The sequence below is a fragment of the Streptomyces sp. NPDC031365 genome, assembly GCF_055569765.1.
On sequence record NZ_JBVIIM010000048.1, the window covers coordinates 1 to 15,965 of the forward strand.

Here is a 15,965-nt window from a genome sequence, read left to right on the forward strand (position 1 = left end):
CGCCCGGTTACATTCCGAACCCGGAAGCTAAGCCTTACAGCGCCGATGGTACTGCAGGGGGGACCCTGTGGGAGAGTAGGACGCCGCCGAACAATTCTTGAGAAAGCCCCCGTGCCCTTCGGCACGGGGGCTTTCTGCGTTCGGGGTGTTCACAGAAGGCCATTCCCGTCCTTCTCTTCTCCCGTGAACTACAGACGTCCCGCCGACTTCAGGGCCAGGTAGGCGTCCGCGAGTGCCGGCGCCAGTTCCTCCGGGGTCGCGTCCACGACCGTGACCCCGTGCCGACGGAGTTGTTCCGCGGTGCGATCCCGCTCCGCGTGGGCCTGGGCCGCTGCCGCCGCCTCATAAACGGCGTCGGCGTTTCCGCGTGCCGCGGCCATTCTGGCGACGTGCGGGTCCGCCACCGAGGCCAGGAGAACCGTGTGGCGTTGCGTCAGCCGGCCGAGGACCGGCAGAAGGCCCTCCTCGATGGGCGCCGCGTCGAGCGTCGTGAGCAGCACGACCAGGGAGCGCCGAGGCGCCGTTCGCAGTGCCGTCGCCGTCAGCCCTCGGGCGTCGGTTTCGACGAGCTCGGGTTCGAGCGTGGCCATGGCGCTGACGAGAGACGGGAGGACGTCGCCCGCCGTGCGGCCCTGGACAAGGGCGCGCAGGCGACGGTCGTAGGCCAGGAGGTCGACACGGTCGCCGGCGCGGGAGGCGAGGGCCCCGAGGAGCAGTGCCGCATCCATGGAGGCGTCCAGCCGTGGAGCATCGCCGACGCGGCCCGCGGAGGTGCGGCCGGTGTCGAGGACCAGCAGGATGTGGCGGTCGCGTTCGGGACGCCAGGTGCGCACCGCGACCGCGGACTGCCGGGCGGTGGCGCGCCAGTCGATGGATCGGGTGTCGTCCCCGGGGACGTATTCGCGCAGGCTGTCGAACTCCGTGCCCTCGCCGCGGGTCAGCACACTCGTGCGACCGTCCAGTTCGCGCAGGCGGGCCAGTTTGGACGGCAGATGCTTGCGGCTGGTGAAGGGCGGCAGGACACGGACCGCCCACGGGACCTTGTGGGTGCCCTGGCGGGCGAAGAGGCCGAGAGGGCCGTAGGAGCGGACGGTGACACGGTCGGTGTGACGGTCGCCGCGGCGGGTGGGGCTGAGGCGGGTGATGACGCGCCGGCGTTCGCCCGGGGGGATCACCAGACGGTGGCGGGAGGCAGCCGTCTCCGTACCGGGTTGCCAGCTGCTCGGCGGCCAGGCGTCGCGAATGTGGGCGCGGAGCGGGCGGCGGGACGTGTTGGTGATGGTGAGGGTGACGTCAGCGGTGTCGCCCAGGCGTACGGAGGTGTCGCCGGAGCGGGTCAGACCGAGCCGGCGTACCGGAGCGGCCAGGGCGAAGTCGCAGGCACAGGCGACCGCAAGTGGGGCGTTGACGGCGAGGATGCCCGTCCAGCCGGGTTCCCAGATGCCGACGGGGAGGGAGCCGAGTGCCGCGAGCAGGGCGGCGCGTCCGGTGGGAGCCATCAGCGGGGGACGGGAACGTGGGCGAGGATCGCGTTGATGACCGAGTCGGTCGTGACGCCTTCCATCTCGGCCTCCGGGCGGAGCTGCACGCGGTGGCGGAGCGTGGGGAGGGCAAGGGCCTTCACGTCGTCGGGGATGACGTAGTCGCGGCCGGTCAGCCAGGCCCACGCGCGGGCGGTGGCCAGGAGCGCGGTGGCCCCGCGCGGGGAGACACCGAGAGTGAGGGACGGTGATGCGCGGGTGGCGCGGCAGATGTCGACGACGTAGCCGGTGATCTCGGGGGAGACGGTTGTCGCTGCGACCGCGCGACGGGCGGCTTCCAGGTCGGCGGCGTTCGCGACGGGGCGTACGCCCGCGGTGCGCAGGTCACGCGGGTTGAAGCCCTCGGCGTGGCGGGTGAGGACGTCGATCTCGTCCTGGCGGGAGGGCAGGGGGATGGTGAGCTTGAGGAGGAAGCGGTCGAGTTGGGCCTCGGGGAGGGGGTAGGTGCCCTCGTACTCGACAGGGTTCTGGGTCGCGGCGACGAGGAAGGGGTCGGGCAGGGGACGGGGCGTGCCGTCGACCGTGACCTGGCGCTCCTCCATGGCCTCCAGCAGGGCGGACTGGGTCTTCGGAGGAGTGCGGTTGATCTCGTCCGCGAGGAGGAGGTTGGTGAAGACCGGGCCGGGCTGGAAGGAGAACTCGGCGGTGTGGGCGTCGTAGACCAGGGAGCCGGTGATGTCGCTCGGCATCAGGTCGGGGGTGAACTGGACGCGTTTGGTGTCGAGCTCCAGGGCCGCGGCGAGGGCGCGGACGAGGAGGGTCTTGGCGACCCCCGGGACACCTTCGAGGAGGACGTGGCCGCGGCACAGCAGGGCGACGACGAGGCCGGTCACCGCGGGGTCCTGACCGACCACGGCCTTGGCGATCTCGGCACGCAGAGCCTCCAGGGAGGCCCGGGCGGCGGCCGGGTCCCCGGTGTGCGCGGCGTTGTCAGTGGTCGGGTCCATCATGGACGGCGTACCTCTCTTTCGAGGGCGTCGAGTTGGTCGGCGAGCCGGATGAGCGCTGCGTCGTCGCCGGGGGGCGGACCGAAGAGGAGCGGGTGCAGGGACCTTGCGTCGCCCCGGAGGTGGGCGGACAGCGCGGGGATCAAGACCTCGGGCGCATGTGCCTGGGCGACGGGGGTGCCCACGAGGGGGGCGAGGCGGGTGCGGGTGGTGGAGCGAAGAGCGATGGCCGCGCGGTCGCGGGCGTTCGCCTTGCGGTAGAGACGGGCGCGTCCTTCGACGGTTTCGGAGGCGCGGATCGCCACGGGGAGTTTTTCGGGGACCAGCGGGCCGAGCCGGCGTGCCCGCCACAGGGCGGCCAGGGCTGCGGCGACGAAGAGTTGCAGGGTGCCCCAGAGCCAGCCGGAAGGAAGCAGGTCGAAGAGGCCGCGTTCGCCCTCTTCGGAGGCTGCGGAGGAGTCGGCGAGCGAGGGGAGGTACCAGACCAGATGCGGGCGGGAGCCGAGGAGTTGCAGCGCGAGCGAGGCGTTGCCGTGCCGGTCCAGGTGGTCGTTGAGGAGGATGTCGGGTGCGCCGAGGACGACGGTGTCGCCGTCCCCGGAGGGTGCTGGGAGGCGCACCAGGGTCGCCAGGCGCTCACTGGGGTAGCACTCGTCGGCGTTGAGACGGGTGGTGGTGTAGCGGATGCCGCCCGTGTCAGCGGTGCCCGCGCGGCGGGCCGCGGGCAGCCCGCAGTCGGGGGACAGGGTGGAGCCGAAGCTGGTGGCGGGGTCTGCGACGACGCCGGGGGCGAGGCGTTCCACGGAGGCGCTGCCGGAGGCGACCAGGACGGTGCGACCGCCGGACTGGACGAAGGCGGAATGCAGCCGGGTCTGCTGACTGGCAGTCAGTAGATCGGGGACGGCCACCAGGAGGGTGGTGTCGGGGCCGGAGGCATCGGCGGCCTCGTCGAGCGTGGTCACCACACGGGTGTCCACGCCGCGGTCGGCCAGGAGCTCGGCGACGGCGCGGCTGCCGTAGGGGTCGGCGGAGCGTGGGTCGAGTTCGCCGTGGTGGGCGTCGGAGCGGACCACGGCGATCGCGACGGCCGCCGCGAGCAGCAGCACCAGAGCGAGGGCGATGCCTCGCGCGCGGGTCCACACCTGGCGGGCGGTGGGCGAGGCCGAGGTGGACGGGAGCGTGACCCCGGTCGTCATCCGGCGGCTCCCCGGTGGGTAGGCGTGCCCGTGCTCCGGGCGCCGCTGCCGCTGCTCGTGAGCTGTGGTTTGGTGCGTTCCAGGTCGCGGTCGAGTGCGGTGATCTGCTGGTACGACTGCCGCGTCGCTGCCCTGCCACCGTATGTGACGTCGTCGAAGGAGCGGGCGGCGGTGTGCAGCGGGCCGGTGTGGGCGGGCAGGACGCGGCCGGCTTCCGCGGCGGCCTCGTCCGCGGTCCGGCCGGGGCGGATGTCGAGCAGGGCACGCTCCTCCAGGGCGCGGACGATGGCCCGCATGCGCTCCTGGACGGCCTGGTTCCAGTGGCCCTGGGCGGCGTGCGCCTCGGCGGCCGCGCGGTGTTCGGCGGCGCTGCGAGGGCGGTCGTCGAAGAGGGCCGGTGCGGATGCCGGCCGGCGGCGCGGGGTGCCCAGGCGCCACCACAGGGCGCCCAGGACGGCGATCACGGCAGCGACGATGACGACCAGGCCGAGCGCGCCGCCGGGGGTCGCGGTGGAGGCGGCGTCGAACAGTCCGCCGACCCAATCCCAGAAGGCGTCGAGGGCTCGCTGGTACCAGCTGGGGTCGTTCTCGTGGTACATGCCCTTGGACAGCTCGTCCCGGGCCGCCTCCCGCGCGGGGTCACGCGGGACGGTGACGGGCGGCTCGTCGTCGCCGCGCGACAGCAGGTGTACCGCCGCGTCGACGGCGGCGGGCAGTGCGTGTACGGATGTGAGAACTCCCCCCGTGACGGTCACCGCATCAGCTCCCCGTGACGGTGCCGGGACCGTGGTCCTGGATGCCTGCGGCGCGCGCCAGTTCGAGGTCGAGAGCCTCGCGACGGATGCGCTGGTCGACGTAGAGGAGCACGGTGACGCCGGCCGTGATCGGGAACGTGATCATGGAGCCGATGACCGAGCCGATGCCGCTGACGATGAGGAATGTCCAGCCGATGTCGCCGCCGGCGCTGTTGAGGAAGCCGGTGACGCCGTCCCCGCTGAGGGCCGAGGCGAGGAAGGTGAACGGGATGACGATGATCGACGCGACGACGTTCGCGATGATCGTCGCGAGGAGCTGGATGCCGAAGACCCGCCACCACGAGCCGCGGACCAGTTTGGCGGAGCGGCTCATGGCCTTCAGGATGCCCTGCTTCTCCAGCATCAGGGTGGGCGAGGCCAGGGAGAAGCGGATCATCAGCCAGAGGGCGACCACACCGGCCCCGATGAGGCCGAGGACGGTGAGCCCCACGCCCACCTCACCGCCGGCCGACACGCTCACGAGGATTCCGGGCAGGGCGCCCGCGGTGACGATGCCGGCGGTGAGGAGCAGCAGCAGGCAGATCAGGCCGAACAGTTTGACGATCTGAGGGCGGGCATCGCGCCAGGCCTCGCCGGTGGTGACCGATGTGCCGAGCACCGCGCGGCTGGTGACGGTGGTGAGCAGAGCGGTGGCGGCGACGGTGCCGACCAGGGTGATCAGGAAGATCACGCCGGAGTTGAGCAGGGCGTCGCCCATGGCGTCGGTCAGTTCGCTGAGGGTGGCGCTGGGGTCGTTGAGGGCCTCGGTGCTCGCGTTGTCGAGGACGAGGCCCTGGAGCAGGACGACGACGATCTCGGTGAGGACGGCGACGGTCAGCGAGATGCCGAGGACCGTGCGCCAGTGGGTGCGCATGGTGGAGACGGCGCCGTCGAGGATCTCGCCGACACCGAGCGGCCGCAACGGGATGACGCCGGGCTTGGCCGCGGGCGGCGGGCCTCCCCAGCCGCCGCCCCACGCCCCGTGGCCGCCGGATCCGCCCGGGCCGCCGCCGTAGCCGCCGGGTCCGCCGGGGGGCGGGGTGCCCCAGCCCGGGCCGGGCTGGGGCGGGGGTGCCTGGCCAGGGTCCCTGGGACCGGGGCCGGTGGGCGCCGACCACTGATCGGCCGGTGGCTGCTCCTTGGACCACTTCGCGCCCGGGTCCTGTGGGGCCTGGCCCGGCTGCCGGGGCTGCTCTGCGGGCTGCCCGGGGTCCGGGCGGCCGGTGGGACCGGCAGGGCCGGACGTACCCGGTCCCTGCCCTTCGGACGGGGCGGATCCGGGCGAGGCCCAGCCCGGAGTGTCGTTCATCGTCGCTCCTTCATGGTGCCCGTCCGCGGTCGCGGCGGCAGCTTGGCAGCCATCGTGCCATGGGGTGGTCATCCACGGACCTGCCGAGGTGAGGGCTGCATCCCTTCGATTGTCGGCGTGAGAGGGGGCAGACTGGCCGCATGGCTGATCAGTACGCGCACAGCGGTGACAACAACCGGCCGACCGAGATCCCGGCACTGCGCTGGGAAGAGCCACCCGAAGGTCCCGTCCTGGTCGTGCTCGACCAGACGAGACTGCCGGCCGAGGAGGTCGAACTCGTCTGTACGGACGCGCCCGCGCTGGTGGAGGCGATCCGCTCGCTCGCCGTCCGCGGTGCTCCCCTGCTGGGCCTCGCGGGCGCCTACGGTGTCGCGCTCGCGGCCGTACGGGGCTTCGACGTGGACGACGCGGCGTCGGCGCTGGAGAGCGCCCGGCCCACCGCGGTGAACCTGGCCGTCGGCGTGCACCGGGCACACGCCGCACACCGAGCCGTGCTCGCCCGTGGCGGGGACTCCCGGCAGGCGGCCGGGGCCGCGCTGGCAGCGGCGCGGCAGATGCATCGGGAGGACGCCGAGGCCAGTGGCCGGATGGCCGAGCACGGGCTGGCGCTGCTCGACGAGCTGCTGCCCGGTGGCGGGTACCGGATCCTCACGCACTGCAACACCGGTTCGCTGGTGTCGGGCGGTGAGGGAACGGCGTTCGCGGTGGCGCTGGCGGCGCAGCGGGCGGGACAGCTCAGGCGCCTGTGGGTGGACGAAACGCGTCCGTTGCTGCAAGGTGCTCGCCTGACGGCATACGAGGCGGCACGCAGCGGCATGGCGTACACCCTGCTCACCGACAACGCGGCGGGATCGCTGTTCGCGGCGGGCGAGGTGGACGCGGTGCTCATCGGGGCGGACCGCATCGCGGCCGACGGTTCGGTGGCGAACAAGGTGGGGAGCTATCCGCTCGCGGTGCTCGCGCGGTACCACCATGTGCCGTTCATCGTGGTGGCACCGGTGACGACAGTGGATCCGGCGACGCCGGACGGGGCGTCCATCGAAGTGGAGCAGCGCCCCGGCCATGAGGTGACGGAGATCACAGCACCGCAGGTGCCGGTGGCCGGGACGGAAGCGGGAGGCGGGATTCCGGTGGCACCCCTGGGCACCCAGGCGTACAACCCGGCCTTCGACGTGACACCGCCGGAGCTGGTGACGGCGATCGTCACCGAGGAAGGCGTGGTTTCGCCCGTGACGAACGAGGCTCTGGCCACCCTGTGCGCCAGGTCGCGCCAGGCAACTATTAGCTAATGGGATGATGTCGTTTATGAAGGGACGAGTCCTTGTCGTCGACGACGACAGCGCACTGGCCGAGATGCTCGGCATCGTGCTGCGCGGTGAAGGTTTTGAGCCGTCTTTCGTAGCCGACGGCGACAAGGCGCTGGCCGCCTTTCGCGAGACCAAACCCGATCTTGTACTGCTGGACCTGATGCTGCCCGGTCGGGACGGCATCGAGGTGTGCCGCCTGATCAGGGCGGAGTCCGGGGTGCCGATCGTGATGCTCACGGCGAAGAGCGACACCGTCGATGTCGTGGTGGGCCTGGAGTCCGGGGCCGACGACTACATCGTCAAGCCGTTCAAGCCGAAGGAGCTGGTGGCCCGGATCCGGGCGCGGCTGCGCAGGTCGGAGGAGCCGGCGCCGGAACAGCTCGCCATAGGCGATCTGGTGATCGACGTGGCCGGGCACTCCGTGAAGCGGCAGGGGCAGTCCATCGCGCTGACGCCGCTGGAGTTCGACCTGCTGGTCGCGCTCGCCCGCAAGCCGTGGCAGGTGTTCACGCGTGAGGTGCTGCTGGAACAGGTCTGGGGCTACCGTCACGCGGCGGACACCCGGCTGGTGAACGTGCATGTGCAGCGGCTGCGCTCGAAGGTCGAGAAGGACCCGGAGAAGCCGGAGATCGTGGTGACCGTCCGTGGTGTCGGATACAAGGCAGGACCGAGCTGACATGTCCGGTGACAGTGCCGCTTCGGCGTCCGGCCGGTCCGGGGGCCGTCCGGGGCGGCCTGTCGGCCGGAACCCGGCGGGTTCCCGCTGGGGACGCCTGTTCGAGGGCGGGCTGCTGCAGGGCGGGGTCCAGGGCAGCCCGGTCATTCGGCTGTTCATGCGCTGGGTGCGCCGGCCGCTGCTGCCCGTCATGCGGCTGTGGCGGCGCAACATCCAGCTCAAGGTCGTCGTCACCACGCTGCTGATGTCACTGGGTGTGGTCCTGTTGCTGGGCTTCGTGGTCATCGGCCAGGTGCGCAACGGACTGCTGGACGCCAAGGTGAACGCTTCCCAGAGCCAGGCCACCGGCGGTTTCGCGGTGGCCAAACAGCAGGCCGACGAGGCCGTGAGCATCACGGGCGACGAGGGCGCCGCGGCGGACGGCCGTCCCTCGCAGAGCGTCATCCAGTGGATGAGCGATCTCGTGGAGTCGCTCTCCAGCGGTGGCCAGGGCGCCTTCGACGTGGTGACCCTGCCCGCGGGCGACGAGAGCGGCAGCGGGCGCGGACCGCGCGCCTCCGGTCAGGTCAATCCGACGGCCAGTGTGCCCGCGGCGCTGCGGGAGAGGATCGACACCGGCGTGTCGGCGGCCCAGAGCTACACGCGCGTCGTCTACGACGCCGACAAGGAGCCCCAGCCCGCCCTGGTCATCGGCAAGCAGGTCAACGACCCCAACGGCGACCCGTACCAGCTGTACTACCTCTTCCCGCTCACCCAGGAGGAGAAGTCGCTGAGCCTGGTCAAGGGCACCCTGGCGACCGCCGGGCTGTTCGTCGTCGTACTCCTCGGGGCGATCGCCTGGCTCGTCGTGCGCCAGGTCGTCACCCCGGTGCGGATGGCGGCCGGGATCGCCGAGCGTCTGTCCGCCGGGCGGCTCCAGGAACGCATGAAGGTCACCGGCGAGGACGACATCGCCCGGCTCGGCGAGGCCTTCAACAAGATGGCCCAGAACCTCCAGCTGAAGATCAGCCAGCTGGAGGACCTGTCGCGGATGCAGCGCCGGTTCGTGTCGGACGTGTCGCACGAACTGCGTACGCCGCTGACGACCGTGCGGATGGCGGCGGACGTCATCCACGAGGCACGCGAGGACTTCGACCCGGTCACCTCGCGGTCGGCCGAACTGCTCGCCGACCAGCTCGACCGGTTCGAGTCGCTGCTCGCCGACCTGCTCGAGATCAGCCGCTTCGACGCGGGCGCGGCGGCACTGGAGGCGGAGCCGATAGACCTGCGTGAGGTCGTACGGCGGGTGGTCAGCGGGGCGGAGCCGCTCGCCGAGCGCAAGGGCACGCTGGTCCGGGTCGTCGGGGACCAGCAGCCCGTCGTGGCCGAGGCGGACGCACGGCGCGTGGAGCGCGTCCTGCGCAACCTCGTCGTCAACGCGGTGGAGCACGGCGAGGGCAAGGACGTCGTGGTCAAGCTGGCCGCGGCCGGCGGCGCGGTGGCGGTGGCCGTGCGCGACTACGGCGTGGGCCTCAAGCCCGGAGAGGCGACCCGGGTCTTCAGCCGCTTCTGGCGGGCCGACCCGGCACGCGCCCGTACCACCGGCGGTACGGGGCTGGGGTTGTCCATCGCCCTGGAGGACGCACGGCTGCACGGCGGCTGGCTCCAGGCGTGGGGCGAGCCGGGCGGCGGCTCGCAGTTCCGGCTGACGCTGCCCCGGACCGCGGACGAACCGCTGCGGGGGTCGCCGATACCCCTGGAGCCCAAGGACTCGCGGCGCAACCGCGGGCTCGACGACGCAGGCCTGCCGCGCGGTGGCGGGGGCGGCGAGAAGAGCGCCACGGTGCCGGTACGGCAGCCGGACGCCGACGGGCCGTCCCGGGACCCGTTCGCACTGCCGCCCACGGCCGTGCCCCCCACGGCCGACCCCACCGCGCTGCCCGGCAACGGCGCACGCGTGGTGGCACGGTCCGGACGTACGGGCAGGACGCCCGGGGCGCTGGGCGAGGGCGGTGCGCCGCACCACGAGGGCGGGGACGACGACGCAGCCGCGCGGCGGCGGTCGGAGGAGGCCGGGGAGCCGGAGCGGGATCCCGGGGCCGAAGGGCCCGGCGGCGACAGCGCGGCGCGAAGTGCGCAGAGGGACGGGGAGGCTACGCGTGGGTGGTGAGCGCGCTGGGAGCGGTCGGGGGATATCGGTGCGGGCGGTGGCGTACGCGGCCGGCGGGGTCGTCCTGCTGGCCGGGTGCGCCTCGATGCCCGACAGCGGCGATCTGCGGGGCGTGGAGTCCACGCCGCGGCAGGACGCCCAGGTGCGGGTGTTCGCCATGCCGCCGAGTGAGGACGCCACCCCCACACAGATTGTGCAGGGCTTCCTGGAGGCGCTGACCAGTGATGATCCGGACTACAGGACCGCGCGGCAGTATCTGACCCGCGAGGCGGCGAAGACCTGGCGGCCGGAGCTGTCCACCACCGTGCTGGCGAACGGGCCGGGCGCACAGGCCGACCGTCCGGACCGGGAGGACACCGGTGCCCTGTCCTACACGCTGACGGGCACCAAGGTCGCCACCGTGGACGCACAGCAGTCGTACGCGCCCGTCTCCGGGCCCTACAACAAGATCGTGCATCTCACCAAGGACGCGAAGAGCGGCCAGTGGCGCATCGACGCGGTGCCGCAGGGCGTCGTCATGGGCAAGTCGGACTTCCAGCGCAACTACATGTCCGTCAACAAGTACTACTTCGCCTCGAACAACACGGGTACCGCCGCCACGGAGCTGCCGATGGCGGTCGCCGATCCCGTCTACGTGCGCCGGCACGTCGACCCCATGACCCGGATGGTGCGCTCCCTCATGGGCGGGCCCACGACCTGGCTGAACCCCGTCGTCCGGTCGAGTTTCCCCACCGGGACGGCGCTGCGGAAGGGAACCGGCCCGCTGACGCCGGACGACCGGGGCCGGCTGACCGTGCCGCTCAACGACAAGGCGGCCGAGGTCGGCACCGGCCAGTGCGAGGAGATGGCCGCGCAACTGCTGTTCACGCTGCGCGGTCTCAGCCCCGCGGTGGAGGAGGTCGAGCTGCGGACCGACGGCGGGCAGCTGTGCTCGCTCCTGACGGACGGGGCCGAGACGGTGGCCACCCGGGGCGCGCTGTACCAGCCCGACTACCTGTACTTCCTCGACAAGCAACGCCGGCTCGCGCGGATCGCCGCGGGCAGCAGCGATACGGACCCGGACCCGGTGCCGGGAGCGCTGGGCGAGGGCGAGAAGACGCTGCGGTCGGTGGCGGTCGCACGGGACGAGCGCACCGCGGCCGGGGTGGGAATCGACGGCAGGGCGCTGTTCGTCACCTCGCTGGTGTCGGGCAGTTCCCTCGGGGATCCCGTGCTGAGCAGCCGGGGCAAGGCCGAGGAGGACCGGCTGACCACGCCCAGCTGGGACGCGCAGGGCGGACTGTGGGTCGCCGACCGCGACCCCGGCAACCCGCGGCTGTACCTGCTGGAGGAAGGCAAGGGCGAGCCGATCGAGGTGCGGACACCGGGGCTGGACGGTCGGGTGCGGGCCGTCCGGGTGGCCGCCGACGGCGTACGGATCGCGCTCGTGGTGGAGGAGGGCGACCGGCGGTCCCTGATGATCGGGCGGATCGAGCGGACCGGGACGGACGACGGGACGGGCGCGAGTCCGACGGTCACCGTGCGGGAACCGCGCTCGGCGACGCCCGAGTTGGAGCAGGTCACGGCCATGTCGTGGGCCGGGGACAGCCGGCTCGTGGTGGTCGGACGCGAGCGGGGGGGTGTGGAGCAGATGAAGTACGTCGAGGTCGACGGCTCCACGCCGGATGTGCCGTCGCCCGCCGCCCTGACCGGCGTCAAGGCCGTCACCGCCTCCGAGGACGAACTGGCACCGCTGGTCGCGTACTCCGTTGACGGGATCGTACGACTGCCCTCGGGGGCCCAGTGGCAGAAGGTGACGGAGGGAACGGCGCCGGTCTATCCGGGGTGAGCCGAGTCCGCCCGGACCGGTCCCGTGAGTTGTCCACAGGGGTGGCCGGGACCGGGCGGCCGACCGCACAGTGGGCTCATGCGGGACTGGTGGCAGGACCTCACCGACCTGGTGCTCCCGGCCGAGTGCGGCGGATGCGGCATGCTCCGCACGGTGCTCTGTGCCGCGTGCCGCACGGCCTTGAGCGGGGCCGGCCCGCGCAGGGTGCGGCCGGTGCCCGAACCGCCCGGGCTGCCGCCGGTGCACGCGGCGGCGCGGTACGCGGACGAGGTGCGCGCCACGCTGCTCGCGCACAAGGAACGGGGCTCCCTGGCCCTGTCCAGGCCGCTCGGCGAGGCTCTGGCGGGAGCCGTGCGGGCAGGGCTGCGCACGTCCGTGACAGGTGTCCCGGAGGGCCGGGAGGCGACGGCGGACCCGGCGCCGCGGCCAGGTGGCGGCGCGCGGGACGGCTGCGTGCTGCTCGTCCCCGTGCCGTCCGCGCGGCGCACCGTGCGGGCCCGCGGGCACGACCCCGCCCGGCGCATCGCGTACGCGGCGGCGGGTGAGCTTCGGCGGTCAGGGGTACCCGTGCGAGTACTTCCCGCTCTGCGGCAACGGCGGGACGTGGCCGACCAGTCGGGGCTCGGCTCCCGGCAGCGGCTGGCCAACCTCGCGGGTGCGCTGACGGTGGCCCAGGGCTGCGGACGGCTGCTCCGCGGGGGCAGAGTCGTCCTGGTGGACGACCTGATGACGACGGGGGCGTCGCTGGCCGAGGCCGCACGCGCGGTGCGGGCGGTGCCGACCGGCCGGGACGCCGGATCGAGTATTTCGGCGCCCGCGTTCGTGTACCTGGGTGAGACGTGGGAAAGGAGAGGGGAACAGCGAAACGGACCAGCTCAACAGAGTGTGCGTCGGCGGACCGGCCGGCCGTCGGGACCGGCGGCCGAGGACGGGCCCGACGGGATCATCGACGTGATGTGCGCTGCCGTCGTCGCGGCATCACCGGATGCTTTCGGAATACACCGGAACTGACTGACAACGTGCGTCGTTGCAGGTTACGAGAGGGTAATTCCCCTGAATGGAGGTACGGCGCAGTAGAGGGTGACGCCATCCGCCCGGGCGAGATATGTTCGGTTGTGAGGGAAAGCCGCAGGCCACACCTCGCGAATCCGATTGCCGTGCTGCGGGTTTTTCGCAATCACCCGCACCGGTGGACTTCAGATCTCGCTTCTGGGGGAGGAGGTGGACGTCACCGAGTCCGAGGCTCCGGACGTCACCGGGGCCTGGTGCAAGAGGGAGACACTCCGCAGCGAGGCGGGGTGATCCGGGAACGGAGTTCTGCGTGGACATCGTCGTCAAGGGCCGCAAGACCGAGGTGCCCGAGCGGTTCCGGAAGCACGTGGCCGAGAAGCTGAACCTGGAGAAGATCCAGAAGCTCGATGGCAAGGTGATCAGCCTCGACGTGGAGGTGTCCAAGGAGCCCAACCCCCGACAGGCCGACCGCAGTGACCGGGTGGAGATCACCCTCCGCTCCCGCGGTCCGGTGATCCGGGCGGAGGCGGCGGCGAGCGACCCGTACGCGGCGCTCGACCTGGCAGCGGAAAAGCTGGACGCCCGGCTGCGCAAGCAGCACGACAAGCGTTTTTCGCGGCGCGGTGCGCGCAGGATCTCGGCTGCCGAGGTCCCCGACCATGTCCCGGGCGCGGCGACACTCAACGGGATCGGCGCGAGCGCCGCGGAGGAGGAGACGGAAGCCGTCCCCACCAAGAAGATCGGCTCTCTGGAAGTACAGGGTGACGGCCCCCTCGTCGTCCGTGAGAAGACCCATGTGGCCGCACCCATGACCCTCAACCAGGCGCTCTATGAGATGGAGCTGGTCGGGCACGACTTCTATCTGTTCGTCGACTCCGAGACCAAGGAACCCAGCGTCGTCTACCGGCGCCACGCCTACGACTACGGCGTGATCCACCTCAGCACTGACACGATGGTCACCGAGACGAACTCCCCCGAGGCGGGCGGAACACTCGGCGGCTGACCTGCCGGGCGACAGCACAGCCGGTGCCCCTGGTGCGCGTGTGCGCCCCCAGGGGCACCGGTGTGCGCCCACTTCGCGCACACACCGGCGCCCCGGCGTCGCCCGGGCATGGAATCATGGCGGCAACGGCTCAACCAGTGGGCTGTTGCCTTGGGTTGGCGATGGTCAGGACCACGGGCCAGGGCCTTCAGGGGGAGGAACGATGGCGGACAGCTTCGGACCGATGCGGGACGAGGATGCCGACGGCGGCGTCGTCGGCATGGGCCCGGACGCGGACCCTTCACGCAAGGAGCCGATCAGAGTCCTTGTGGTGGACGATCACGCGCTGTTCCGCCGGGGACTGGAGATCGTGCTCGCGGCCGAGGAGGACATCCAGGTCGTCGGCGAGGCCGGGGACGGCGCCGAGGCCGTGGAAAAGGCTGCCGATCTGCTGCCGGACATCGTCCTGATGGACGTGCGGATGCCCAAGCGGGGCGGGATCGAGGCATGCACCTCCATCAAGGAGGTCGCCCCGAGCGCGAAGATCATCATGTTGACGATCAGCGACGAGGAAGCAGATCTCTACGACGCCATCAAGGCGGGTGCGACCGGCTATCTCCTCAAGGAGATCTCCACGGACGAGGTCGCCACCGCCATTCGCGCGGTGGCCGACGGGCAGTCCCAGATCAGCCCGTCCATGGCGTCGAAACTGCTCACCGAGTTCAAGTCGATGATCCAGCGGACCGACGAGCGCCGGCTCGTGCCCGCGCCCCGGCTGACGGACCGTGAACTGGAGGTCCTCAAGCTGGTGGCCACGGGGATGAACAACCGCGACATCGCCAAGGAGTTGTTCATCTCCGAGAACACGGTGAAGAACCATGTGCGCAACATCCTGGAGAAGCTTCAGCTGCACTCCAGGATGGAGGCGGTGGTCTACGCGATGCGGGAGAAGATCCTCGAGATCCGCTGACGGCCCGCGGCGGACGGGGCCGGGGCGCGTGATCAGGCGAGGGCCCGGGCGAGCTCCAGGGTGAGGGCCTCGCGCAGCTCGGGTTCGTCGACCCGCTCGACACGGACGTCGGTGCAGTCCACCCAGCCCGCCGCCTCCACCAGGGCCTGGGCCACGGCCGGGACCGCCCTGCGGCCGTCCAGCGTGACCTGCCTGGCGACCAGGGTGCGGCCCTCACGGGCAGGGTCGACCCGGCCGACGAGCCGGCCCCCCGCGAGAACGGGCATCGCGAAGTAGCCGTGCACCCGCTTGGACCTGGGGACGTACGCCTCCAGGCGATGGGTGAAACCGAAGATCCGTTCCGTGCGCGCCCGTTCCCAGACCAGGGAGTCGAAGGGTGACAGGAGCGTCGTGCGGTGCCGGCCGCGCGGCGGGGCCGCCAGGGCGGCCGGATCGGCCCAGGCCGGCTTGGACCAGCCCGCCACCGTCACCGGGACCAGACCCGAATCGGCGATCACCGCGTCGACCTGCTCGCCCCTGAGGCGGTGGTAGTCGGCGATGTCCGCGCGCGTACCGACGCCGAGGGACTGGCCGGCCAGCCGGACCAGGCGGCGCAGGCACTCGGCGTCGTCCAGCTCGTCGTGCAGCAGTTCCGCCGGGACGGCGCGCTCGGCGAGGTCGTAGACCCGCTTCCAGCCGCGGCGCTCGACGCACACCACCTCGCCGTACATCAGCGCCCGTTCGACGGCGACCTTGGTGCCGGACCAGTCCCACCACTCACTGGTGCGCTTGGCGCCGCCCAGCTCCGTGGCCGTGAGCGGGCCCTCCGCGCGGAGCTGCTTGATCACCTGGTCGTAGGTGCCGTCGGGCAGTTCGTGGTTCCAGTGCGGACGGGCGCGGTAGGCGCGGCGGCGGAAGGCGAAGTGCGGCCACTCCTCGATGGGCAGGACACACGCGGCGTGCGACCAGTACTCGAACGCGCGCGGCGGCTCGGACTCCCGCTTCCAGTACGCCTCCTCGACCGTCCGGCGCCCGACCGCGCCCAGCCGGGCGTACGGGATCAGCTCGTGGGAGCGGGCGAGGACGGAGATGGTGTCGAGTTGCACCGCGCCCAGGTGGCGCAGGACCCCCCGCACACCGGAGCGGCGGTCGGGAGCACCGAGGAAGCCCTGGGCGCGCAGGGCGATACGGCGGGCCTCGTCGGCCGAGAGTTCCGTGGTCGGACGCGGGAGGGTCGTCATACGTCCGCACGATAGAGGGCGCCACTGACAAGCAC

The 15,965-nt window shown here is 72.0% G+C and carries 13 protein-coding genes and 1 rRNA gene; 8 read left to right on the forward strand and 6 right to left on the reverse strand.

Annotated features, from left to right (window positions below):
* A 5S ribosomal RNA gene (rrf, locus tag ACZ5C2_RS37010) occupies window positions 1-92 on the forward strand; the annotation flags it as partial.
* 96 nt (window positions 93-188) lie between these two features.
* Here rrf and ACZ5C2_RS37015 read toward each other — a convergent pair.
* From ACZ5C2_RS37015 to ACZ5C2_RS37035, 5 genes are read right to left on the reverse strand one after another with little or no spacing between them, the layout of a single operon-like run.
* Window positions 189-1,499: a DUF58 domain-containing protein gene (locus ACZ5C2_RS37015; protein ID WP_468801122.1), complete on the reverse strand. Its 1,311-nt coding sequence runs from the start codon at window positions 1,497-1,499 to the stop codon at window positions 189-191.
* Complete coding sequence (locus tag ACZ5C2_RS37020; RefSeq protein ID WP_468801154.1) at window positions 1,499-2,488, reverse strand: AAA family ATPase; 990 nt, start codon at window positions 2,486-2,488, stop codon at window positions 1,499-1,501. The genes ACZ5C2_RS37015 and ACZ5C2_RS37020 overlap by 1 nt, the downstream gene beginning before the upstream one ends.
* A complete protein-coding gene (locus ACZ5C2_RS37025; RefSeq protein WP_468801123.1) occupies window positions 2,488-3,684 on the reverse strand; it encodes a DUF4350 domain-containing protein in 1,197 nt (398 codons plus the stop codon). The genes ACZ5C2_RS37020 and ACZ5C2_RS37025 overlap by 1 nt, the downstream gene beginning before the upstream one ends.
* Complete coding sequence (locus ACZ5C2_RS37030; RefSeq protein ID WP_468801125.1) at window positions 3,681-4,439, reverse strand: DUF4129 domain-containing protein; 759 nt, start codon at window positions 4,437-4,439, stop codon at window positions 3,681-3,683. The genes ACZ5C2_RS37025 and ACZ5C2_RS37030 overlap by 4 nt, the downstream gene beginning before the upstream one ends.
* 4 nt (window positions 4,440-4,443) lie before the next feature.
* A complete protein-coding gene (locus ACZ5C2_RS37035) occupies window positions 4,444-5,787 on the reverse strand; it encodes a proline-rich domain-containing protein (RefSeq protein WP_468801126.1) in 1,344 nt (447 codons plus the stop codon).
* 140 nt (window positions 5,788-5,927) lie between these two features.
* Between ACZ5C2_RS37035 and mtnA the strand changes: the two genes are divergently transcribed.
* The 7 genes from mtnA to ACZ5C2_RS37070 all read left to right on the forward strand — a co-directional run bounded on the left by mtnA (window position 5,928) and on the right by ACZ5C2_RS37070 (window position 14,710).
* Window positions 5,928-7,076: an S-methyl-5-thioribose-1-phosphate isomerase gene (gene mtnA / locus ACZ5C2_RS37040; protein WP_468801128.1), complete on the forward strand. Its 1,149-nt coding sequence runs from the start codon at window positions 5,928-5,930 to the stop codon at window positions 7,074-7,076.
* Between the two features lie 4 nt (window positions 7,077-7,080).
* On the forward strand, window positions 7,081-7,770 hold the full coding sequence (gene mtrA, locus ACZ5C2_RS37045; RefSeq protein WP_468801130.1) for a two-component system response regulator MtrA: 690 nt from the start codon (window positions 7,081-7,083) through the stop codon (window positions 7,768-7,770).
* 1 nt (window position 7,771) lies between these two features.
* Window positions 7,772-9,919 carry an MtrAB system histidine kinase MtrB gene (gene mtrB / locus ACZ5C2_RS37050; protein WP_468801132.1) on the forward strand — a complete coding sequence of 716 codons (2,148 nt, stop codon included), beginning with the start codon at window positions 7,772-7,774 and terminating at the stop codon, window positions 9,917-9,919.
* Entirely contained in the window at window positions 9,909-11,747 is a 1,839-nt protein-coding gene (locus tag ACZ5C2_RS37055; protein WP_468801134.1) for an LpqB family beta-propeller domain-containing protein, read from the forward strand. The genes mtrB and ACZ5C2_RS37055 overlap by 11 nt, the downstream gene beginning before the upstream one ends.
* Before the next feature lie 78 nt (window positions 11,748-11,825).
* Window positions 11,826-12,758 (forward strand): ComF family protein, encoded by a 933-nt coding sequence (locus tag ACZ5C2_RS37060; protein ID WP_468801135.1) that lies wholly within the window; start codon window positions 11,826-11,828, stop codon window positions 12,756-12,758.
* Window positions 12,759-13,068: 310 nt separating this feature from the next.
* A complete protein-coding gene (gene hpf / locus ACZ5C2_RS37065; protein WP_468801137.1) occupies window positions 13,069-13,761 on the forward strand; it encodes a ribosome hibernation-promoting factor, HPF/YfiA family in 693 nt (230 codons plus the stop codon).
* A 202-nt stretch (window positions 13,762-13,963) separates the two neighbouring features.
* Complete coding sequence (locus ACZ5C2_RS37070; RefSeq protein ID WP_468801138.1) at window positions 13,964-14,710, forward strand: response regulator; 747 nt, start codon at window positions 13,964-13,966, stop codon at window positions 14,708-14,710.
* 32 nt (window positions 14,711-14,742) lie between these two features.
* Here the strand turns inward: ACZ5C2_RS37070 and ACZ5C2_RS37075 are convergent, their stop codons facing one another.
* On the reverse strand, window positions 14,743-15,930 hold the full coding sequence (locus ACZ5C2_RS37075; RefSeq protein ID WP_468801139.1) for a winged helix-turn-helix domain-containing protein: 1,188 nt from the start codon (window positions 15,928-15,930) through the stop codon (window positions 14,743-14,745).
* Window positions 15,931-15,965 lie beyond the last annotated feature (35 nt).